This is a genomic window from Anditalea andensis (assembly GCF_000714815.1).
Taxonomy (GTDB): domain Bacteria; phylum Bacteroidota; class Bacteroidia; order Cytophagales; family Cyclobacteriaceae; genus Anditalea; species Anditalea andensis.
The window spans coordinates 74554-97264 of sequence record NZ_JMIH01000024.1 but is presented as its reverse complement, the minus strand read 5'-3'; the positions used below and the strand labels follow the sequence as shown (position 1 = coordinate 97264).

Below are 22711 nucleotides of genomic sequence, written 5' to 3'. Positions count from 1 at the left end.
TGTTAATATTTTCCTATAATTTCCCAGGGTGATCCTATACATAACCCATCTGAAGTGCCTTTATTCGGTAAAATTATTAGTTCTGTTTTCCATAATGATAGAAGTGATAGGATACACCATTTTGATATCACTGGCTTCTTTAAACTGGTCTAATATAGCTTCAGTCAACTGATGCTGGAGTACCCTGCGTTTACGGGGAGGACATAGGTACCGAAGCGATAGCTGAATTCCCCTCTCGTTTATATTTATATAAACAGTAGGCGTATAAAAAATAAATGAAATCAAGTGTTTCTTTTCCGCCCTTTTAAAAGCCTTCTCTATTTTCTTAAACTCATCCTTTAACTGCTCATTCATGATGTCTAAGAGAATTTTTTGAGCTTTTTTATGGTCACTTTCAAGACTGATATATAGGTGCTGCTCATTCCATATGTAGTCAAAACCCTGACTATAATTAGCCTGGGCATCCATGAAGACCTTACCGTTTGGGATATGAATGATCCTACCCGTGCTTTGTTCAGCATCCACCCAGCAACCGACCTCTAAAATAGAAAACTGAAAAAGCCGCAAATCTACCACATCACCCTTATGCTCGCCTATCTGTATGCGGTCTCCTACATCAAATGGTTTTCTCCAATAGATAAATATCCATCCAGCTATATTTACGAATATATCTTTTAAGGCTATAGCTATACCTGCTGAAAGCAACCCTAGATAGGTGGTAATAGACTGGAAATTACTGAACCAAATGCTCCCTACCAAGAGCAGCCCTATGATCACCAGGGTGTATTCTATGGCCTTCTGCCAATGGTACTGTCTTTTTAGAGGACCCACCAAATTATGGCTCACCAGTTTGATGGCTCCTTTTTTGATCAGCCACAAAACCAAAATAATCACTGCTGTCTGTAAAATATTGATCCTTACTTCGTAAGGAACGTAATCATCCAAATAGTCAAGCATTTGTTCCATAGTATCCAATAATACACCTAAACTAAGGCTACTATTCGTTAAATCAAATTAATACCTTTGCTTTCTCTATTTAAAAATTATATTCTAAATAACGACTGATTGCTATCCATTTTTTATAAATATGCATGGTTTGTGCTATTATACTTTTTCATCAAATTACAAACTCATTCATTTGAGTCATAGATATGGAAAACGCACTCGTCATTCTTGTAATAAGCATTTTACTTCTAATAATTTCCATTCCTTTTTTATTCTTTTTTCGAAGGAGTTCGGATATACGCCTGGAAAATGACCATTTGGTTTTTAGATATCCATTTTCAAAAAAGGAAATAACCCTTAACGAAGAACTAAAAAGCTGGCAACTGCAGGAAGCCTATTTTTTAAGATTAGGAAAAACATATGCGCTCAACCTCGAAATGAAAAACGGGAAGTGGAAATCCGTCAGCTCCCGGTTTAATGGTGATACTTTTCAGGAGATATTCCAATATTTAGACACCCAGTATGGCCAACTCAGAAAATCCGATAACCGGTAAAGAGTTATCATCATCTAGAATTAAACAAAAAGAGAAAGTTAGAACCTGATTTTCCGATAATAAGGTTGGATAGAATATACATCCAATAATGATCGATACTTTTACCATCATGTGCAGGATTTAGGCTAGCTTATGGTTCCAATGGCTCTTGGTTGGACCTTTCATCTAATAGTAGCTGCCATACTTTAAGGTATTGAATACTTTGTTATTTGTTTCTTTCTGAAAACTCATGCTCCTCTATGTGTATTGATCCTGTCATGGATTTTTATTTAAAGTGTACTCGTTGTAGCGGTGCCACCCCATGCAGTAGTAGTCAAGTATTGTATGGGTAAAAATCACCCCAGACATCAATTCCAATATGGCTTTGTGACCAGCATAAGGTTAGTGAATGAATAAGGCTCCCATTTTTTTATACCTGTATAGCTATAAGGATAAAGGTATCACCATATATGGTTGATAGCCGGAGTTTTGATTATTATTTCGAATAACATGATATGCTCCTACATTCGGTTAATGGATAACTCGATATAATCAATATGTTACTCTGCCTCTGATTATGTATAATCAATATTATAATACTTCCCTGTCTTATGGGATATGGTCTTCAGGCAGATTATATATCCTGCAAAACAGATAATAAAGACATATGCTAAGCCTGTGAGGTTTTTAAAGCCGTTTGGTTCGTCACCGGATTTGCATACATGGCTAAAAAATGTTTGACTGCCATTTCATCTGAAGTATCCACTCCTTCATATAAGCGCTTCTCAAATGCTTCCTTTTCGTCTGCTGTATAATAAGTATTGTATTGATTAGACTGATAAAGGAGGTCGTGTGCTATATAATTGGTAGGCCACAAACGATAATTAGCATGAATGACTTCATCTATTATATCACACAATGCCTGAAGCTGTTTGTTTGTAGAAGGATGCTTTAGTACAATGTCATCTATTTCATCGTCCAATACTTTACCTACATGGATATGAATGCCTTTTTTTTGGCCCATTATCCCACTCCTAAGTGTGACAAAGTCTTCATTTGGGTTTTTTACATATGGTTCTGTTTTTGATCTGGCCAAGAGTTCGGGCATTTTTAGGATATCTGTAGGGTCTAATTCGTACGAAATGGATACGGGTACTATCTTCAACCTTTTGAAATATTCCATATCAGTCATGCCATCCTTAGCCATAGCAATCATCTTCAGCACCCCTTTGTGTGTAGCATCATTTCCATCTTTAGTTCGGCCCTCACGTTGCGCCATCCATACAGATCTATTTTCATGCATGATCGAATCCTTTATAAATTCTGACATCAACTTTGAGCTTTCCAGCAGTTCTCTTGATGGCAATCCCCTTTTGACAATAAAATTTCGGGTTACCCTGGAAAGAGTAAGCAAGAAAGGATTTTTCACCAAATTGTCTCCTATGGCTGATGTGGTCATCTTAAATCCATTTTTGTAAAGAGAATAGTTTAATAAAGAAGTATCGAGAATTATATCCCTATGATTGGAAATAAAAAGGTAAGCGGTGTTTGGTTTTAAATTTTCAAACCCCGAGGTAGTGAGGCCATCTGAACTTTTGTTTAATACCATATTGATGGCATGGTAAATAAAATTGATCTGAAAATCCCGAATAGAATGAGTCTTATACAACTGTTGGATCCATTCTTCATCTGTCATATCGGGAAAAGTAAAATTCATGACCGCCTTCATAATAGGATCACGAGCCACTTTACGCAGCGCATCATTTACTTCAGTATCATAAAAAGGTCTTATATCATCAAATTTGGACATTTACTTAGTTTTTTGGACAGTACGCAAAGAAACAAAATTTTATCCAAATACGCCCAATAATTATATCGTGTAGAGTGAAATGGACTTTAAATAAGAATAAACAAAAAAAGGCAATGTCATTGCCTTTTTTTGTTTATTCAATCTAAATTCTTGATCCGAATATCTTTCCAATATACTTTAATACCACCACCGTCATGAATCTGAAGAGCAATCCCACCTTCACCTTCTCCGATCTTTTGGTCGGTGATGTTTACCATTTCCTCTCCATTTAACCAGGTGACCACATGATCATCATGGACCCTAATCTTCATAGTATTCCAGTCTCCAAATTTTAAGGCCCTTTCATTTTCCGGCTGGATCAGCCACCCTCTTCCATATGATTCATAGATTCCTCCTGTATGGAGCCCCGGAGGTGCCACCTCTACCTGCCATCCTGAAACCGTGGTACCTTCTACTGTAGACCGGAAAAAAACACCACTGTTGCCATCTGCTTCTTGCTTGAAGTCAAGTGTAAGTTCGAAGTTTTTAAATGCTTCATCCGTACCCAAATATCCGTATTCTTTATCAGGACCACTTTCTGAAACCAGAAGACCATCCTCCACATACCATTTTTCTGTGCCATATATCTGCCAGCCACTGAGATCTTTACCATTAAAAAGCATTGTTTCTTCCGTTTCAGTAGATTCCTGACAGCTTGAACCAGCAGCGACAAGCAGCGCCAAAGATATTGTTCTTATCGATGATATCATAATTCTCTAATTTTGATGTTTTTAAACCAAATAAAACTGCCGTGATCCTGAAGGCCGATGAGTCCTGACCTGGCCTCTCCATAATCAGGGAAATCCTTCCATTTACCTTCTTCCTTTCGCTGTCTCCAATCCTCTGACCAAGGCTGAAATTCCACTGTTTTTTTGCCATTCAAATAGTATTCAACTTTATTTTCAGAAAATATTATCCTGGCATTATTCCATAAACCTGCAGGCTTCATGGCCTCTTCATAGTCAGGATCATACATACCGTAATCTCCACCTAAAGATTGCCAAGGCTCTAATTTTTCAGGAAATCCCTCCTGATCTATCAATTGAAATTCTGGCGCAGTATGGTATGCCGTCTCATATTGATCACCTTCGACTATATGATAAAAGATTCCGCTGTTACCGCCTTCCTCAATCTTCCAGTCCAACGATAGTTCAAAATTTCCAAATTCCTGGAGATCATATACAATATCTCCCCCTATATCTCCCCCTTCTCCCAGAGATTTGAGGGTACCTTCTTCTACTACCCAACTTTCTGGTAAATTTTCCTGGTTATAACCTCTCCAACCGTCTAAATTTTGACCATCAAATAAGAGCTTCCACCCTTCAGCCTTCTGAGCATCAGTCAGCGTATTGTCCTGGAAGGTAGGTTCAGCAGCGGCCTGGTCAGCAGTACCTTTTCCCTCATTACATGCAGTTGACACTATCGTAATAATCAGTGCTGATGCTAATATTTTATTCAGGTTATTCATTTTCATACAACTTTCATTTTTATTGGGTCCCATTTTATAAATTTATCCTGAAAATAACTGTCGTTACAGAGTAAAGCCGGAGCTGCTGCCCTGAATGCAAACTCGGGATCTTGGACCACTCTGCCGTTTTCTCTTATAGCATGAAAGAAATTGGCGAAATGATCAAAGTGTGCCCCTTTGTAACCTCTTTCAGCTGCATATACGGTTTCGTTTGGAGGGAGGATTTTTTTCCGCCCTTCATTACCTCTCAATCTGGCCTGTTCTTCTAAGAAAGGATCATCTGAAGGTCCCTGTCTATTGGTCTTTACCACCACTTCGTCCCATTTGACATCCATGGAACCATTACTACCTACTATTTTTAGATAAGTAGTGCCCGAAGTCCCATCCACAAAATTGCAGCGCAGTGACAGGTTAAAAGCTGCATGCTCTTCTGTGCGGGGGTAATCAAACATGCCCAGAAGAACATCCGGCACTTCCCGACCATCTTCCCAATACCGGAGTCCTCCCATTGAGGAAACCTTATTAGGACCTTTAGAGTCCGTGATAAAGTGCAAACTGGAAAATAAATGCACAAATAAGTCACCTGACATGCCCGTACCATAATCCAGATAATTTCTCCACCTGAAAAAACGTAGCGGATCAAAGGGCCTGTCTTTTGTATTAGCAATATAGGTTTTCCAATCCACCGTTTCAGGGGTACCGTCCAAAGGCACTTCATACTGCCATGCCCCTTCTGGTGAATGTCTAGCCCAAAATCCTTCCGCATAGTTGATATCACCTATAACCCCAGCAGCTAATAGTTCTTTGGCCTTTTCATTACCTAAAGAAGATATGCCCTGACTGCCTACCATGTAGATTTTTCCCGATTTCTTCCAAGCATCTATTACCTCCTGTCCTTCTTTTACTGAATGGACCATAGGCTTTTCACAATATACATGCTTGCCAGCAGCCAGAGCGGCTACACTGATTTCTTTGTGCCAATGGTCAGGAGTAGCGATGATCACTACATCTATTTCCTTGTTATTTAGTATTTCTTTATAATCTTTGGTCAATATGAGATGGTCTCCCCATTCTGCTTTGGCTCGTGCCAGCCTCCCATCATATAAGTCACATACTGCCATAAGGTCTATGCCTTGATGCATCAGAGCAGTTTTGGTATCTTCTCTTCCCATTATACCGGCACCTATTAATGCTAATTTTAGGGTTTTGGCATTTGATAAAACTTCAATATTAGATCTTCCTAATAGATGAGGTTCCGCTTTTTCGCCCGCATATGCTAACGGGTTTAAACTTGCGGCCAATCCGGTGAGACTAAGTTTTTTGAGGAATACCCGTCTATTGTTTTTCATATCTACGACTGACACTTATTATATTTTTTTTATTAATTGAAAAAGATAAGTAAATTTTTTAAAAAAGCACAAATAGGAATTTATTTTTACACAATAGGTATTAATCCTAGTTTAAAGGAGTATAGTTTTACCGAAATTTCATTTGGTAATAATCAATATTATTAATATTCTTTAAAAGCAAATATATTTCGATTGTAATCCTATCAGAAAATATATTTTTATCGTTTATTCCGGACGCTATTACTTAAACAAGGTAGAGGCTGTTGATGTCATAATAAAAACCAGATTATATTAGATTATGTACATTAGCTTCAATAACTTTACCATAGCTCCCACTAGCATTTATTCTATTATATTCAAGTGGCAAAGTCATATTTCAAACTTTTAAAAACTATTACCTAACAGTATGAATGCAAAACATTTTCTAAGCATTTTCCTTCTGATCTTAACTTTTCCATTTGCTCACGCACAGCAGCCTGACCAAGAATATTATGAAATAAGGACATATACGCTTTCTTCAGCTGATCAGCTTCAATCTTTAACTTCTTATTTTAAAACTGCAGCCATTCCTACCTTTAATAAAATGGGCATACCTGCTGTAGGGGTTTTTAATGAAATGGAAAAAAGTGATCAACTCAAACTTTACGTGGTCATACCATATAAGACATTGGAGCAATACGACGCAGTACAACGACATTTCCTACAAGAAGAATCCCATCAAAAAGCTGGTAAAGCACATTTGGAAGCTCCTTTCACAGCTCCGGCGTATACCAGGGTGGAAAGCTCCCTCCTGCGGGCATTTTCACATCTTCCGTTTATGGAAATACCGGATAGGGCTGAAAGAATTTTTGAATTAAGGATCTATGAAAGCCACAGTGAAAAATTTTCTCAGCAAAAAATCAAGATGTTCAATGAAGGAGGTGAAATAGATATTTTCAGGGAAGTGGGATTACAGCCGGTTTTTTTTGGCGAGACTATAATAGGCGCTCATATGCCCAATCTGACTTATTTGGTCACCGCTCCCAATATAGAAGCTCATAGAGAAAATTGGAAAAAATTTGGCGGACATCCTGACTGGAAATCCCTTAGCAGCCTTCCAGAATATAAAGATACCGTTTCAAAAATCCATAGCATATTCCTGATACCTGCAGAATTCTCACAGATCTAATTTAAATAACTGTAAGTATTATTAAGAAGACCGGGATACACTTAGTCATCAAATTGTAATATTCAGTAATGAATTAATATTTGTTTAAAACATCAAATAATCAAGAAACGATTTGGATATATTTTTTTTAACAATTTCCTCCCTCATTTAATTTCCTGATTACTTTACAGGGATTGCCTGCTGCAAATACGTCTGCAGGGATATCTCTGGTAACCACACTTCCTGCACCTATGATGGTACGGTCCCCGATGGATACCCCTGGACAAATAACTGCACTCCCACCTATCCAGACGTCTTTTCCTATGGATATAGCCTTTGCATATTCTAATCCAGAAGCTCGTTCATGATGATCCAACGGGTGAGTGGCAGTATAAATCTGAACATTGGGACCAAACAGGGCCCTATCTCCAATATCAACCTTCATCACATCCAGCACAACACAGTTGAAATTAAAAAACACCTTATTACCTGTATAAATGTTACTGCCATAATCACAGAAAAAAGGAGGCTGGAGCCAAAGATCTTCTTTAGCATTCGGCATCAGTTGTTTTATTATACCCGTTCTTTCATCAGGCTGATCTTCCCTGCCATCGTTCAGCGCTTTTAACAGAAGTCTAGTTTTTATTCTTTCATCTACCAAATCAGGAGCTAAAGGATCATAAAGCTCTCCATTTAGCATTTTTTCTTTTTCGGATTTCATATATTGCTGTGCTAGTTCAAATTACACTATAATTTACAGAATAATCCCCCATACTCCAATATTAACGGACCCAGATTATAGCAAAGGCAAATAAAGTTAAGTTCGTGAAAACTATTTATTGTTTTAAACAGGCTTATTAGCTACTTTTAATAGTTTGATTCACACCATAAAAAAAGACATGACGAAGACAGTCCTTAATTCACTGATATTACTGGTATCGTTGATTATGTTTTCCTGCGGAAAAGAAGATCCACAGGATGAAAACATAACGATAAGCCATACTACTATCGATATAGATTTTGAAAATACATTTCGATTAGATGCCACTTTTATCAGAGACGGATATTCACCCTCCGATTTTATATGGGAAACATCAAATCCTGCAATAGCGGAAGTAAGTAACGACGGCACGGTGACCGGATTAAGGGTGGGGAGTACTACAGTGACAGTCTTGACAGCAGACCGTTTATTTTCGGCGGAATGTGAAGTGACTGTAAATCCTACCAATTTTCTCTATAGGGAACCTTTATTTAATTTTGGGCAGAATAAAACTTTTATAAGGACAAACGAAACCAGATCTTTTTTAGGAGAAGATGATCTTTCCTTAGTTTTCCGAGGAGAAAATCCCTTCATCATTGGCATAGCTTATCTATTCCCTAATACCTTATATGATATGTCTTATGTGTTTTTAAATATTCAGACTGAGGCTGAATTATTAAATTTAATCGATTTCCTTTTCCAACGGTATGAGCTGCTCGGTGATGAGGAAGAGTTTATATTTTTTGGAAACGAAGAGGTAATTTTGGGACTTACACAGGATGAAGATGGCTTCTTAGTCATTTATATTCAAAACGAGGATTCGACTGGACCTGACAGCCGCAAGGATAAACTTAGAAAGTTCAATAAACTTCCTAAGTTGAACAAAATGATTCATTCAAAATAATATATAAAAAGGCTTATATCAGTGGCAGGCGTATCGCCGGCCACTTTTTATTGAGGTCTATATTTCACTTTTATAATTGCTTTATCTTCTACGGCTTGTTTATCAAAACTGACTTTAAAATAGTCGTCATCGGCCCATTTTTCAAAAAGATTTTTATAAAATTCACTTTCTGGATCACCGCTCTGACCTGGAGTGTTTATGCCCATGGTACTTTCCCAATCAGCGGTATCTACTATTATTCTAAATGAGGCTCCGGTAGTATTATTATCACCATAGGCATTAGCACTCGGCGTAAAACTATATCCTCCACGGGCTACCGGACCCACGTCTAATTTGTCATGGTATGCAGAAGATACTGCAGCGCTTAAAGGATGCCGTATATGGGCTTTTTTATACGCCTCTTGCCCATATCTCCAATCTTTCATTTCCGGTCCAAGTTTTTCCTCCAATGCCACAATGGCATCTTCAAAACTTTCTTTTAAAACACCATCTCTTCCCTCCTCCCCAAATATGCGGTCTTCTTCTATCCACTGAAGTACCCTGGTCATTTGCGCGGAACCTACATAGGGTCTCGCCTCCTCTGGTACCGTCAAGGCAAAGACCTTAGCCCTCACTATCCTTTCCCACATTACATATATTGCTGCCGCGACCGAATTTTTATCCAGGACATGGTCCCAGTCTTTAAGGGATTCCTGGGCAGATAGGACTTTAAGGTTCTCAAAATTCAGATTTGCAAGGTAAGGCGTCAGCTGTCTGGCTGGTATTGATAGATAATCATTCTGTAGCGCAGCCATATCTTCCAAGGTGAATTTCTTACCAGATGAAAGCACCTCTCTGATCCGGTCCCCTCGGAAAGCATCAGCCCATTCAAATCCCAAAGTATTGGGATAGGCATAAGTAATATCAGTTACATTCTCATTGGCTGTAGCAATATATCCAATACTGGGGTTGACTTCATGGGGCCTGTCCAATATAGGTAGAAAACCTCCCCATTCTTTGCTTCCATCCCCCGGAAGTGCCACCAGACCGGAAAAGCCCGCTCGGATAGGAGCTATTCCAGTGGCCTGCCAGCCTATATTCCCTTCATGGTCCGCCCATACCATATTTTCGGCAGGGATATGGTTATAAGCACATGCTTCGCGAAACCCCTCCCAATCTTCTGCCTGTCCCATACGGAGACTGGCCAGATAAGGCGCCCCTCCTACCTCCAGCCACGCAGCCTGTATGGCTACTGCTTTGTTTAATTCCCGGTCTATAAATGTCACTGGTCCATGATGTGTATAATAATGATCTATTAATAGTGGATCAACCTGCCCTTTTACATATACCGTATCATTTATCACCTTCATATCTACCCATTCTTCCATATACCGGTACTGATACGGATTTTGGGGATTGATATCATATATTCTCAGATCTTCACTATCTGTTTCAAATATGGTAAGGCCCCATGCTCCATACTCATTGTGACCTATAGATATTCCTGGAATAACCGGTTCGCCTGCTCCTATCACATTCCACCCAGGAGCATTTAAATGCGCCCAGTATCTCAGCGAAGGAACGGCATGTCTTCGATGTGGATCATTGGCCATCATCGGATATCCACTTTGTGATAGTTCTCCGCTGATTACCCAGTTATTACTACCTATTGCAAATCTTTCATAATTTAAAAAATCTTTTAATATTGCCATTTCCTCTGTACTGGCGGCTTGATAAGCATGCTGCTCACGCTGTGCAGATGGTATGATATCTTCCGGCCTAAAAATCAGGGGTGACCGGAAAGCTTCATAGGGAGCGATGATGTCTTTGAATATAAGTTCACGAGATATACATTCATCTATAGTAAGGTCAGGCTCAAAAGGATGGAAATAAAAGATTTCTTTGGCTTTTTCCTCTCCCAATAAATAAATAGATCTGGTATAATCCAGTTCCAATTTTACATTTTCCAGCAAACCTTGATGTCTGGAGATCACCACTTCCCAGGTCCATGGCTCTGGTAGGATATTTAGCAAATGAAATTCTATTGGAAGGTTTTCTGGTTTGTTCCTTACTTCTTCTATATAAGCATTGATTCCTTCTACGAAAGCATCTACTATTTCTACACCATTGGGGTGATAATGGGTCAGCTCCCGCTCTTTGGTTCCTCTAAATTTAAAAAGCCTTACTCCGATATCTCGGTCTAACTCCCTATCTCCCAAAATCTCAGCCAATGTACCTGTAGCCTGTCTCCTCCAGATCTCAAACTGAAACAATCTGTCCTTTGCGGCCAAATATCCTTGGGTAAAGAAAAGGTCATGTTCATTTTTAGCAAAGATGTGGTTGATCCCCCATTCATCTCGCATCACTTCTACTTCTTCATGAAGCGCTTCTATAACATCCTGTGCAGATGCTATGTGCACCATACCAAAGGTTATGAACGAAATTAATAAGAAAAATAATGTATTTGATTTGAACGTACTCATGGACAGTTTTTTATTTTTATGGAAAATAATTATAAACCATGTAAAATCCGAACCCTATCAAATTCATTTTAACAGAATATAACTGACACTTAAAAATCCGTAGTAAAGGTTAAACAGTAAAAATGTGGGTTATTAAAAAATTTATAACAGGTTCGGCCCTAAACCTTCCCTATATTTTGGAAAGTGTGCGGCCATGACACTGCAAAAAACGCTTTCAGGCATCAGGAAAAACAGTATAAGGAGAAGTCCAAATAGAAAAACAACTATCTCTCGGTTCTCCCGTATTACAAACCATGCATTCAGGAATACCTAAAACATTATGGAGAGCACTTTCTTTGGTGACAAGAAACCGGAAAGCGGTACCATATAATGGATGATCTTTTAAAATAAATATAAACAGATGAAAAAGTATTTTTTAGTCATGCTCCTGTATATAAGTTGGGGCACGTTGTCCGCTCAGGGATTTATAGGTACGTTAAATGCCAAGGGAGGCATACCTATTAGTGATTTCAGGAATACTGTGGGAAATAAGCTTGTGCCTGAATTAAGCTTTCTCACTATGTACCAATTACCCGAATACCCTATACTAGTAGGACTGGAACTTGGATATAGCCGATATGGAACCCATTTTTCCAAAAGAGATGATGTCCTTGGTGCTAATAATCAAACCATGCGAATCAGGAGAAACAATAATTTGATAAGTCTAATGGGAGTAATCCGTTTGGTACCGGAAGTACCTACAAAGGTAAAACCATTTTTGGAAGGACAGGTAGGAGCATATCACCCATTTACCGGGGTGACTATTAAAGAAACTGTCTTTTCAGAAGCTTTCGTAGCCGGAACGGAGTTCTATGATTGGGCTTTGGCCTATCAGGGAGGGGGAGGATGTTTTATCCCCATTGGTAAGGATATGTTTATGGAATTTAAACTTAATTATATATATACCAACCGCATGGAGTACCTAACTAAGGAAGACGCTACTTATTTACCTGATGGTGAGGTAACTTTTACTCCTAGAAGATCATCCTTCAGCATGATTCAGCCGAGTATTGGAGTGAGCTTTTTTCTGGACTAATTTTATTTCAAATATAACAAAGGGGTAATTTTTTACCATAATTGGCAATAATTAATCCAGAACCTAAAGTAAATAGGCTTTAAGTTCTATTTGAATCTAAAGAGTATAAGAATAAGAAATAATATCCCTTATTTTTCATCCTAAAAAAAATGGCAGTATTCCTGCCAAACCGAAAGACCTTTCGTCTATCTTATCTTAATAATGGCCGTAGCCAGTGGTTAAAGTTATTTGCTGTAGGAGAAGGATTCGAACCTCCACGGTGCAGTTGGACAAAAATACGAGCTCGCTATTTTGCTTTATCCTGTGATCACCACCCCCGAGACAGGAGGGCTTGTCTGCCAGTTTCAACATCCTACAGTATTAAAGACCTTTACGTCTTCGTTTCAATACGATAAAAGTAATACATTAAAAATTAAATTAAAAATAATTGAATAAAAATCAAAAATATTTACAGTATCCACAAACAAAACACTTTTTATTTGTAAAATAATCAATAGAAAGGAAAGATTGGCTAGGCTTTTTAACAGTTTTTTAATAGAAGTGTAATAATATACTGTCACCAATAATTATTTCAATATTTATTATCTACGCTTATACCCATACCAAAATTTTAAGCCAATCATATATCACTTTTACATCTATCTACCTATATCAATATAAGTAAATTCAAACTGATAATTTTCTCCATGAAACCATGGCTGGGTATAGACTTTTAAAATCGACACCATAGATTTGGTGAATTTCTAAACTTTTTCTAATAATGTAATAAAGCTGATGTCCACCTAAACAGAAGAATTTAAAGGTAAAAACATATAAATTCATCTCACTTATGGAAAAAAATTGGTTTTACTTAAAAAATAATAAAAAAAATTTTTGAACTACACAGTGCTAAAAATGCAGTTACAAACGTTTGTGGTTTCGTTTGCACAAATCGCAAACGTTTTCAATCCGTATTACCAAATCATTAAGAATAAATATATTTGGTTGAAATATTTGCAAAGAACAAACCCTATTTTTACATTTGTAATGAATTAAAGATCAATAATTCATCCCGCCCAAAATATTCCTCTGATAAATAATAAAATAAGAGGTCTTATACTTAAAAATCATTATTGAAACAAAAAAAGAAGAAACTATGAAATTAATGAACTTAATGATCGTATTCTTGGGCGTTTCTATCAACGTGATGGCAGCATCAAACGACACCAGTGTTGTAGAACGTAAACCAATCGAATTAAAATTAGCTGGACCGGATAAAGTACAGCTAGTGCATAGGGCAAACCCTGAGGGCTTGTTATATATAAAAATATATAATGATAAAAATGCTGTGGTGGCAAATGACCGCATCTCTAAAAAGAATCCATTTACCAAAAAATATGATTTCAGTCAAATGGATGCCGGTAAATACCAAATAGCCCTTTATGATACTAAAGGAAAAGAAGTGGAAAGTATGGAAATAGATCTTAACCCAGCCTCTACAGGTAAATTGGTTGCTACTAGGGTGAGATTGGTAGGCGAAAACCAATATAAGCTGCTCGTAAGTGCTGCCAATCCCTCAGATATGGAAGTTTATATCTATGAAGACGGAAACCTTTTGCATGTAGAGAAGTTTGAAAATGCACTTGGGATCCATAAAATATACACCATACAGAATTCAAAGTACAAAAGTCAGATAGAGTTTAAGGTCAAAACGGACGAAGGATTTTCTAATCTTATCTCTGTTGTCAACTAAAACTCCATCCACTTCATGAAACCAATTTTAACTTTACTAAGGGATGAAAAGTTGATTTTTAGATCCCCTTCAGCCAAGCTGAAGGGGATTTTTTTTTTATACAGTAAAAATTAAAATTGCCTCATTCAATCTAATTGTCGCATATTTGCAATAATTAGCGTCTTATATTATAACGGAACATCGATTCCGTTCTATCATATGAAAAAACATTTATTTGTCATACTTTTTATCTGGCTTTGGCCTGTAATTAATGTCAGTGGCCAGACATCTGAATCCCAATGGGTATTGTTTTCAGAATTTTCCCCCTATTCCAGGACAGGAGAAAACCGAATCCTTCCAAACTCCCGTGAGCATTCTAATTTAGAATGGAGAAACAGGATAGGTAAAATGGTGAATAGCCATACCGCTTTGGGTTTAATATTAAATTATAGACATTATAACTATAATGAACCGGTCACTTATCTTCTCGAAAACCCATCTTCCTCTTTTTCTTACCAATACAGTGTTAAAAATAGTCTCTTGGGGACAGGTGCATTTATGACACGGTTTTTTCAGATCCATAAAAGAATTCAACTTCAGGCGAGTTTATATGGGGTATATGAGTGGGGAGAGGGCAGTTATACCATGACCCTCCAGGACTATCAGTGTGCAGGTTGTTTTACAAACGGTCTTAATTTCGGAGTAAGGACTGGAGATATAGAAAACCAAACGCTAAAAGAGCGAAATTTTTTCGGGGGATTGGATTTCAGTGTTTCCTATGCCATCAGTCCCAGAATAAATTTACTCACGGGGATCAATCTGCTCCAATATGAAAACTATTCCATTTCTGAAGGCAAGCGTATTGCCCCTACCCTGGGCACTTCTGTCCTTTATAGACAGCTGAATGTAAAAGAATATGGTATCAGCACTATCTTTGATAGGCCTATTATGCACTTTGGGATAGTGGTATCGCTGCCAAAATAGATGTGAATAATTCTTAAGTCCTATCTTGTATCTTTTGCCCAACCATCGGCTTACATACCTGGATTGTCTTCAGCCTGCGAGCAAGAAGTCTCATATTTAATAAAAAAGATACTCTATTATTTCTTATTGCTATCAGGAACATGACATGGAAGGTGATAAGCCTTTGTTCTAAGCACACTAATGCTATAAATTGCAACATTTTTAAATCAATCCGTGGCAGTATATTCCCAAATTATACTTCCCCAGATAATTTTCATACCCCATTTTTAATAATGTATTTTATTGATAGCGGAACTAAGCTATTATCACTTTTTACTTCCTTCATTTTTATCAATTAATTTAATATTGGTACGTACATTGCAAAGTTGGTGGTAACAAAGTTTTTTTTACTTTAAATATAATACTATACTAAACCACAACACCCATGACACCAATAGATGATAACAACAACATGCAGGATCCTCAGAAAAAATATGACACACCTCCCTATCCTGCAGACCCTCAAGATGAACCTGGACTGGAAAGCAGACTCCATCCAGCGGCGGATCATGGAGAGGAAAGTTATAAAGGCTCTGGAAAACTTATAGGAAAAAAAGCCATCATAACCGGAGGTGATTCAGGGATAGGAAGGGCTGTGGCGATTGCTTTTGCAAGAGAAGGAGCAGACGTGCTGATTTCCTTTTTAGAAGAAGTGGAGGACGCCAAAGAAACTGCCAAATATATAGAAGATGCCGGCCAAAAGGCAGTCCTTGTAAAAGGTGATATCAGCGACGAAAACCATTGTAAAAGAATAGTCCAAATGGCCGTAGATGAATTTGGACAGGTAGATATATTGGTCAATAATGCCGCCTTCCAGATGGCTAGAGAGTCTCTGGAAGAAATCCCAAGTGATGAATGGGATTACACTTTTAAAACTAATATACATGCGATGTTCTACCTTTGCAAAGCAGCTAAACCGCACATGAAGCCTGGAAGCACCATCATCAATACCACTTCAGTAAATGCCTATAACCCCAAGCCTATCCTTTTAGCTTATGCCGCCACAAAAGGGGCAATCCAAAATTTCACCTCTTCTTTGGCGCAGTTACTAGCTGAAGATGGCATACGTGTAAACTGTGTCGCTCCTGGACCTATCTGGACACCGCTCATTCCTGCCACTATGCCTGAAGATAAGGTGAAGGAATTTGGAAAAAGCACACCTATGAAACGTGCCGGCCAGCCTGTAGAACTATCTGCATCATATGTTTTGCTAGCTTCGGAGGGATCTAGCTATATGACTGGAGCTACCATTCAGGTAACTGGTGGCACACCTACTATATAATGGGTAAAATCCATCAAACAAAGCCCTTTTGCATATCGTAAAAGGGCTTTTTAATATTCATCTTTAAAATATTAAAGTATATATTCGTTGGGCTAGCTTTCTGTTAAACTAGAATCAAATGGTCGTAATACCGTTAAATCGTTTATGACAATATCGATAAGTACCTTCCCGATATAGGCATTATTTTTTATCAACCGATTTAATACTTATATCGTAAAATTATCTTTGAGCTGTCTTATCCATGAGTCAATTATTGCAAATTAAAGAATGGATGCTTCTTCTACCTTTTTGATCAATTCCACCACATTATTTACATTGAGCTTTTTCATGATATTAAAGCGGTGGGTTTCTATGGTCCGGACACTTTTTCCAAGTTTATCCGCTATTTCTTTATTGTTAATTCCTACTATGATCAATTCAAGGATTTCTTTTTCTCTTTTGGTAAGGTCGTATTGCTTAGTAATATCTGAAGATTTGCTATTCTTATTACTTTTGACATTAAGATATGAATTTACTAAAATATTACTGATGTCTCCGCTAAAATATTTTCCTCCTTGATGAACACTATGGATGGCTTTAATAAATTCTTCTTTGCTCGTATCTTTTAATAAGTAACCCGCAGCACCTGAATCCATAGCCTGTAGGACATATTCTTCATCATTGTGCATAGATAGAATCAGGGCTTTAGTTTTGACAGAATAAGAGCCCAGTTGACTCGTAGCTTCCAGACCATTCATAATCGGCATCCGTATATCGACTATAAGTACATCAGGCTGAAGCTCTCTGACTACATCTAGCGCCTCCTGCCCGTTGGAAGCTTCCCCTATTACCTTAATCTCTCCTGCACTTTCAAGCAACATCTTGATACCGTTTCTGACCACCACATGATCATCAGCTAATACTACTTTTATATCTTCCATTTATTTTGTTGGGTTTATGTGTCTAATGGCAGATCAATCTTAATGGCAGTACCTTGACCCGGAGCTGTATCCACTTGTACTACCCCTTGGATAAAATTAACCCTTTCTTTAATATTAAAAATACCATGTCCAGTAGCTGTAAAATAGCCCTGTCGGTCCAGTGCTTCATAATCAAATCCAACACCATCATCTCTGATCTCTAGGTGTAGAAACTGGTCATTATGAGACAGCAGAATTTTAATTTCTTTGGCTTCTGAATACTTAATGGCATTATTTACTGCTTCCTGGACTATTCGGTAAAGATTATTTTCAATCTTTGCCTCCAATCTGGCATGAAAACCGGTTATGTTTTCGAAATAAACTGGAATTTTGGAAATTTTACTCATTTCCTCCCCAAATTTTTTCAATACGGACACAATCCCATAATCTGATAAAGCAACAGGCGTTAAATTGAAAGATATTCTCCGTACTTCCTTAATTATATCCTGCAGTAATTTTTTAGCATTTTCCAATCTATCCTTTTCGGATTTGGCTTTGACAGCTGAAATGCCCTCCAGGTTATATTTAAGCGCCGTGAGGTATTGACCAATGCCGTCATGCATGTCTCTGGATATCCTACGCCTTTCCTCCTCCTGGCCTTCCAATATAAGTGCAGAGCGGAACTGCTGTTCTTTCAATTTTTTCTCCATCCTTTCTTCATGCAGCTCCTGTGACCGGTACTGTGCCTCCATGATCTCGGATTCATCCACGCTCACCAACATTAGCTCATGTACCTGTCGGTTTACATCCAGTATAGGTATCAGATGAAGCTTGATCCAAACAAAATCTCCCTCATTATTAGTAAGCTTCAAATCACCTTTCCAAGTCTGCCCCTTTTGAACATTCATATGGATCTGACCCAAAAAAGTAGACTCATACCCCTGCCCCCCCAGCCAATCAAAAATATTAACTGGAGAATCCTTTCCAAAGGCCATTATTTCCATAAATTTATCGGAAAAATAATGAAACGTACCGTTCGGAGAGCATTTAGCAAAAACTGTAAATTCTCCTAATTCTATTTCTATTTCGGCTAAATTTTGAAATGATTGTTCTAGAGATTCATAAAGGGCACTGATTTCCAAAGCCATTTTTTTGGCTTTTATTTCCTCATTCTGTAAATATTGGGTGTTCTTTTTCACCATTTTGGCGGATGGTATGAATATAAACCTCACTTCCAAAAAAATCAGGAACAGGGCAAATGCCAACAACCCAATTTCTATTCGCCTGAGTCTGTTAATCTTTATTTGGGCCTCCTTATCATATTGAAAAACTATTCTGTCCATACCAGCCAAAAATTGGGATTCGTGGGCCAGTATCCTATCAATGGCCAGAACCAGTGCCTCTTCTGTTGTATCTTCTGCCTCAGCTATGGAAATCAAACTTCTCGATCCCAATACAATTTCTGAGAAATAAGGAGCAATTTCTTTAAACATAGAGCTGACCAAAGGACTATTATTTCCAGAGACGCCTAATGTAGGATCCCCATTTTGAAGGCCAGCATGGGCTTGCTCCCATTCTAAAAGACTGAGTTTTAATTCTGCCAAATAGGGGGCCCGTTCATCAGGTTGGAGTTTACCTATCAATACGGCTGCCTTACTGATCCGCTGGCTCAGCATTCTCTGCCTTCCTGAAAGATTTACTTCTATGGAATCATCCTCTTGTTGGGAGATATTAAACTGAAGTATGATCTGACTGATGATAATGGTGGTGGCAATAGCAGAAAGAGCCAGGATATACCTAAGCCCTAAACGTTCAAATTTTTTGGCACCAAAATCACTTTTTTCCAGATCCATAAGTAGTCAATCGCACCTAAAGATACGTATTTGTACTTATTTATCATTAAAAAACGATTATAAAAAAGAAATCCCACGGCAGGTTTTCAATACAATAAGACCAGTTTCAAAATCTAAAACTTTATGCAGTGATGAGATGCTATATTGTTTTAACTAGTTTGCCACCATAATCATTTAAATAAATGATTATTTACTCCTTAATTAGAACACTTCATTAAAACCTATGTAAACAAACCCTTCTTCTATTTTTACAGGATAGGTAGTGATATCGCAGGTGTCGCCGTTTATATTTTTCCCTGTCTTGAGTGAAAATGTTTTTTTATGAAATGGGCAGGCTACTTTCGGCTCTTCCCCTGTACTTCCTATCATTCCACGGGAAAGAATCATCTGCATTTTATGGGGGCATAAATTTTGGCAGGCGTACCATTCTCCCCTTCTGGTAAAATTAAAAACGGCAATCTGAAGATCCTTATATTTTACACATGCCCCCCCGTCTTCTGGAAATGCCCCAACAGTGGCTGCACGGTACCAAAAAGTTACATCTTCCGCCTCTACTTTTTTATATTTTTCCAATTCTGTCATCATGGTTCATGAGTGGTTAAAATGGTTAATGAATAGGTATTTTGGGTTATTGCTAATTGGAAATATTGCTTCTGCTTCAATTCTCTTTAATAAAGATCAGATAGAAGCATCGCTAGTAAATAGGGTTTATCATTAATTTATTGTTTTATTCCAAGGACTGCAACCCGCTATATTTCGGAGACGATATGCCTATAGATAATTTCAGTGTTTCTTATATCAATAAAACCATCGCTCCTATAATAGTAAATTTATTGACCGTGCCATTCGACGGGGATTTTTTGGCCTCGTAAAGGTTGAAATGCCATAGCAGGATCATTTTCTTCTGTATTAACGAAATGTTTAAATTTAGCCCGTAGCACTGGGTTATTGACTACTTCCTTCCATTCGCATGCATAAGTATCTACCATAAAATCCATTTCCCGTTCCAGTTCCTCCCCTATTCCCAGACAATCATTTACCACCACATCCCTAAGGTAATCCAGTCCGCCTTCTAGTTTATTCAGCCAGGTGGCAGTACGGTTAAGCGGTTCGGCTGTTTTAATATAAAACATCAGAAAACGGTCTATGTATTTGATACAGGTTTCACTGTCTATATCATTGATCAGCAGCTGGGCGTGCTGTGGCTTAGACCCTCCGTTTCCGCAGACATAAAGGTTCCATCCTTTTTCGGTAGCTATAATGCCAAAATCTTTGCTTTGCGCCTCAGCACATTCACGGGTACAGCCAGACACAGCTCCTTTCAGTTTATGAGGTGAGCGTAGCCCTCTATAGCGTTCCTCTACACGAATGGCATAGGATACAGCATCTTGAACACCAAACCTGCACCATGTGGATCCTACGCAGCTTTTGACTGTACGAAGCGATTTACCATAGGCATGTCCGCTCTCAAATCCGGCATCTATCAGCTCCTCCCATATATCTGGCAACTGATCCACCCTGGCTCCAAATAAATCTATCCGCTGACCACCCGTTATTTTGGTGTACAATCCATATTTTTTGGCCACCTGTCCTATTACGATGATTTTATCTGGAGTAATTTCTCCGCCCGGTATCCTGGGAACTACCGAGTAGCTGCCCCCTTTTTGGATATTGGCCAGGTACCTATCATTGGTATCCTGAATGGTATCCTGTTTTACCACTAATTCATTCCAGGTACTGGCTAGAATAGAAGCTACCGCGGGCTTGCATTTTTCGCAGCCGTCTCCATGCCCTACTTCATCCAATAGCCTGTTATAGGATTTTATTTCTTTGATTTTTATGATATCCAACAGTTCTTGGCGGGTATAGTCAAAATGTTCACATATTACATTTTTGACTTTCTTTCCCAGGTTTTTCAGCTCATGGTTTAAAAGATCCTGAACCATCGGCACACAGCCTCCACATCCTGCACCTGCTTTGGTACAGGATTTTAATGCAGATATATCTTCGATTCCACCTTCAGTGATCGCTTTACATATGTCTGACTTTGTAATGTTTTCGCAAGAACATATTTGAGCACCTTCAGGCAGCGCAGCTATACCAGCACCTGAAGGCTCTTTGCCTCCTCTGCTTCCCAGTATCAGATCTTCAGGTTCAGGAGGCAGCGGCATGTGATTCTGTACCATCTGCAATAGCATATTATACGCTGAAGTATCACCTATAAGAATACCTCCAAGAAGTTTTTTACCATCTTTAGAAATGTTGATCCGCTTATATAGCCCTTTGACCTTGTCTTCAAAGACTATCGACTTACAGGGCTCTATGTCTCCAAAAGGATCACCAAAGCTTCCTACTTCTACACCGATCAGCTTCAGTTTGGTGGACATATCAAAACCCATAAATGGTTTCACTTCCTTACCCACCAATTGATTGACTACCTGTGTGGCCATTTCATATCCGGGGGCCACCAGTCCATAAACCAATTCCTTATAAGCAGCCGCCTCACCTATAGCATATATAGAAGGATCAGTGGTCTGCATGAATTCATTTATCACTATGCCGCCCCTCACATTTGTCTCCAGCTGACAATCTCTGGCCAGTTCATCCCTGGGCTTGATACCGGCAGAAATCACAAGCATCTCTACATCCAGTTTGGTGCCATCGGCAAACTCCAACCCAGTGAGTTTACCGTTTCCGGATATTTCCCTGGTATTTTTGGAAAGATGAACGCCAATGCCCAGGTCTTCTATCTTAGATTTCAGCAATGCTGCCGCATTTTCATCAAGCTGCCTGGGCATAAGCCGAGGCGCAAATTCCACCACATGTGTCTTCAGACCCATATCATAGACTGCTTTGGCCGCTTCCAGACCTAATAAACCACCTCCCATGACTGCGGCAGACTTTACTTTTTGGCCATACGCTATGATGGCATCCAGATCTTCTAATGTCCGATAGACAAAAACCCCTTTTTTATCCACGCCACTGATAGTAGGTACAAATGCACCGGAACCAGTAGCTAAAATCAGGAAATCGTAAGCAATACTATTGCCCGTATGGCTATGGACAGTTTTACCGATTCTATCTATTTTTATAATCAGTTCATTAGTCCTCAAATCTATATCATGCTCATGATACCATGATCGGGGAGCCATCATAAGTGTATCTGCATTAGCTCCTGAAAAATAAGAACTGAGATGCACCCGATCATAAGCAGGCCAAGGTTCTTCACCAAATACCGTCACATCAAAAATTTCGTTGCCCTCTGCTGCCCTAAGCTTTTCACAAAACTTATATCCCACCATTCCATTTCCGATCACAACTATTTTTTTCATATCATTTCCCGATTTAGACATTCATTGATTAAGTAATTCTTCTTAATTATAATCTACTGGTGATTCAAATATAAAATATTTAAATTATAAATACGTATTTTTACTTAATTATTTTACGT

18 protein-coding genes are annotated in these 22711 nt (G+C 38.4%); 7 read left to right on the top strand and 11 right to left on the bottom strand.

What is annotated here, in order from left to right:
- Nucleotides 1-60: 60 nt before the first annotated feature.
- A complete protein-coding gene (locus EL17_RS16850; protein ID WP_035077592.1) occupies nucleotides 61-966 on the bottom strand; it encodes a mechanosensitive ion channel family protein in 906 nt (301 codons plus the stop codon).
- 185 nt (nucleotides 967-1151) lie between these two features.
- Between EL17_RS16850 and EL17_RS16845 the strand changes: the two genes are divergently transcribed.
- Nucleotides 1152-1499, top strand: coding sequence for a hypothetical protein (locus EL17_RS16845; protein WP_035076746.1), 348 nt, complete (start codon nucleotides 1152-1154; stop codon nucleotides 1497-1499).
- 649 nt (nucleotides 1500-2148) lie between these two features.
- Here EL17_RS16845 and EL17_RS16840 read toward each other — a convergent pair.
- The 4 genes from EL17_RS16840 to EL17_RS16825 all read right to left on the bottom strand — a co-directional run bounded on the left by EL17_RS16840 (nucleotide 2149) and on the right by EL17_RS16825 (nucleotide 6144).
- Entirely contained in the window at nucleotides 2149-3288 is a 1140-nt protein-coding gene (locus EL17_RS16840; protein ID WP_035076744.1) for a 1-acyl-sn-glycerol-3-phosphate acyltransferase, read from the bottom strand.
- 137 nt (nucleotides 3289-3425) lie between these two features.
- Entirely contained in the window at nucleotides 3426-4037 is a 612-nt protein-coding gene (locus EL17_RS16835; RefSeq protein WP_035076741.1) for a 3-keto-disaccharide hydrolase, read from the bottom strand.
- On the bottom strand, nucleotides 4034-4801 hold the full coding sequence (locus EL17_RS16830; RefSeq protein WP_084166273.1) for a 3-keto-disaccharide hydrolase: 768 nt from the start codon (nucleotides 4799-4801) through the stop codon (nucleotides 4034-4036). Before EL17_RS16830 ends, EL17_RS16835 begins: the two co-directional genes overlap by 4 nt.
- The gene (locus EL17_RS16825) at nucleotides 4798-6144 is read right to left on the bottom strand and encodes a Gfo/Idh/MocA family protein (protein WP_035076739.1); all 1347 of its coding nucleotides are present in this window, start codon (nucleotides 6142-6144) and stop codon (nucleotides 4798-4800) included. The genes EL17_RS16830 and EL17_RS16825 overlap by 4 nt, the downstream gene beginning before the upstream one ends.
- Nucleotides 6145-6550: 406 nt before the next feature.
- On the opposite strand from EL17_RS16825, the gene EL17_RS16820 reads away from it, so the two are divergent.
- Nucleotides 6551-7312, top strand: a complete 762-nt coding sequence (locus EL17_RS16820) for an NIPSNAP family protein (RefSeq protein ID WP_035076736.1) — start codon at nucleotides 6551-6553, stop codon at nucleotides 7310-7312.
- A gap of 127 nt (nucleotides 7313-7439) precedes the next feature.
- On the opposite strand, the gene EL17_RS16815 is transcribed toward EL17_RS16820, so the two are convergent.
- Nucleotides 7440-8012 carry a sugar O-acetyltransferase gene (locus EL17_RS16815; protein WP_035076733.1) on the bottom strand — a complete coding sequence of 191 codons (573 nt, stop codon included), beginning with the start codon at nucleotides 8010-8012 and terminating at the stop codon, nucleotides 7440-7442.
- A 178-nt stretch (nucleotides 8013-8190) separates the two neighbouring features.
- Here EL17_RS16815 and EL17_RS16810 point away from each other — a divergent pair, with 178 nt between their 5' ends.
- On the top strand, nucleotides 8191-8955 hold the full coding sequence (locus tag EL17_RS16810) for an Ig-like domain-containing protein (protein ID WP_084166251.1): 765 nt from the start codon (nucleotides 8191-8193) through the stop codon (nucleotides 8953-8955).
- A gap of 47 nt (nucleotides 8956-9002) precedes the next feature.
- Here the strand turns inward: EL17_RS16810 and EL17_RS16805 are convergent, their stop codons facing one another.
- Nucleotides 9003-11357, bottom strand: a complete 2355-nt coding sequence (locus EL17_RS16805) for a penicillin acylase family protein (protein WP_051720070.1) — start codon at nucleotides 11355-11357, stop codon at nucleotides 9003-9005.
- A gap of 460 nt (nucleotides 11358-11817) precedes the next feature.
- On the opposite strand from EL17_RS16805, the gene EL17_RS16800 reads away from it, so the two are divergent.
- The 4 genes from EL17_RS16800 (at nucleotide 11818) to EL17_RS16785 (ending at nucleotide 16508) form a co-directional block, all read left to right on the top strand.
- Nucleotides 11818-12492 carry a hypothetical protein gene (locus EL17_RS16800; RefSeq protein WP_035076726.1) on the top strand — a complete coding sequence of 225 codons (675 nt, stop codon included), beginning with the start codon at nucleotides 11818-11820 and terminating at the stop codon, nucleotides 12490-12492.
- A 1135-nt stretch (nucleotides 12493-13627) separates the two neighbouring features.
- On the top strand, nucleotides 13628-14224 hold the full coding sequence (locus EL17_RS16795) for a hypothetical protein (RefSeq protein WP_164675130.1): 597 nt from the start codon (nucleotides 13628-13630) through the stop codon (nucleotides 14222-14224).
- Between the two features lie 198 nt (nucleotides 14225-14422).
- Nucleotides 14423-15187, top strand: a complete 765-nt coding sequence (locus EL17_RS16790; protein ID WP_035076722.1) for a hypothetical protein — start codon at nucleotides 14423-14425, stop codon at nucleotides 15185-15187.
- A 424-nt stretch (nucleotides 15188-15611) separates the two neighbouring features.
- Nucleotides 15612-16508 (top strand): SDR family oxidoreductase, encoded by an 897-nt coding sequence (locus EL17_RS16785; RefSeq protein WP_035076719.1) that lies wholly within the window; start codon nucleotides 15612-15614, stop codon nucleotides 16506-16508.
- Between the two features lie 260 nt (nucleotides 16509-16768).
- Here the strand turns inward: EL17_RS16785 and EL17_RS16780 are convergent, their stop codons facing one another.
- The 4 genes from EL17_RS16780 to nirB form a co-directional block, all read right to left on the bottom strand.
- On the bottom strand, nucleotides 16769-17428 hold the full coding sequence (locus tag EL17_RS16780; protein WP_035076717.1) for a response regulator transcription factor: 660 nt from the start codon (nucleotides 17426-17428) through the stop codon (nucleotides 16769-16771).
- Between the two features lie 14 nt (nucleotides 17429-17442).
- Complete coding sequence (locus EL17_RS16775; protein WP_035076714.1) at nucleotides 17443-19260, bottom strand: ATP-binding protein; 1818 nt, start codon at nucleotides 19258-19260, stop codon at nucleotides 17443-17445.
- 201 nt (nucleotides 19261-19461) lie between these two features.
- A complete protein-coding gene (nirD, locus tag EL17_RS16770) occupies nucleotides 19462-19845 on the bottom strand; it encodes a nitrite reductase small subunit NirD (RefSeq protein WP_035076712.1) in 384 nt (127 codons plus the stop codon).
- Nucleotides 19846-20090: 245 nt separating this feature from the next.
- Entirely contained in the window at nucleotides 20091-22592 is a 2502-nt protein-coding gene (gene nirB, locus EL17_RS16765) for a nitrite reductase large subunit NirB (protein WP_035077585.1), read from the bottom strand.
- Between the last annotated feature and the right edge of the window lie 119 nt (nucleotides 22593-22711).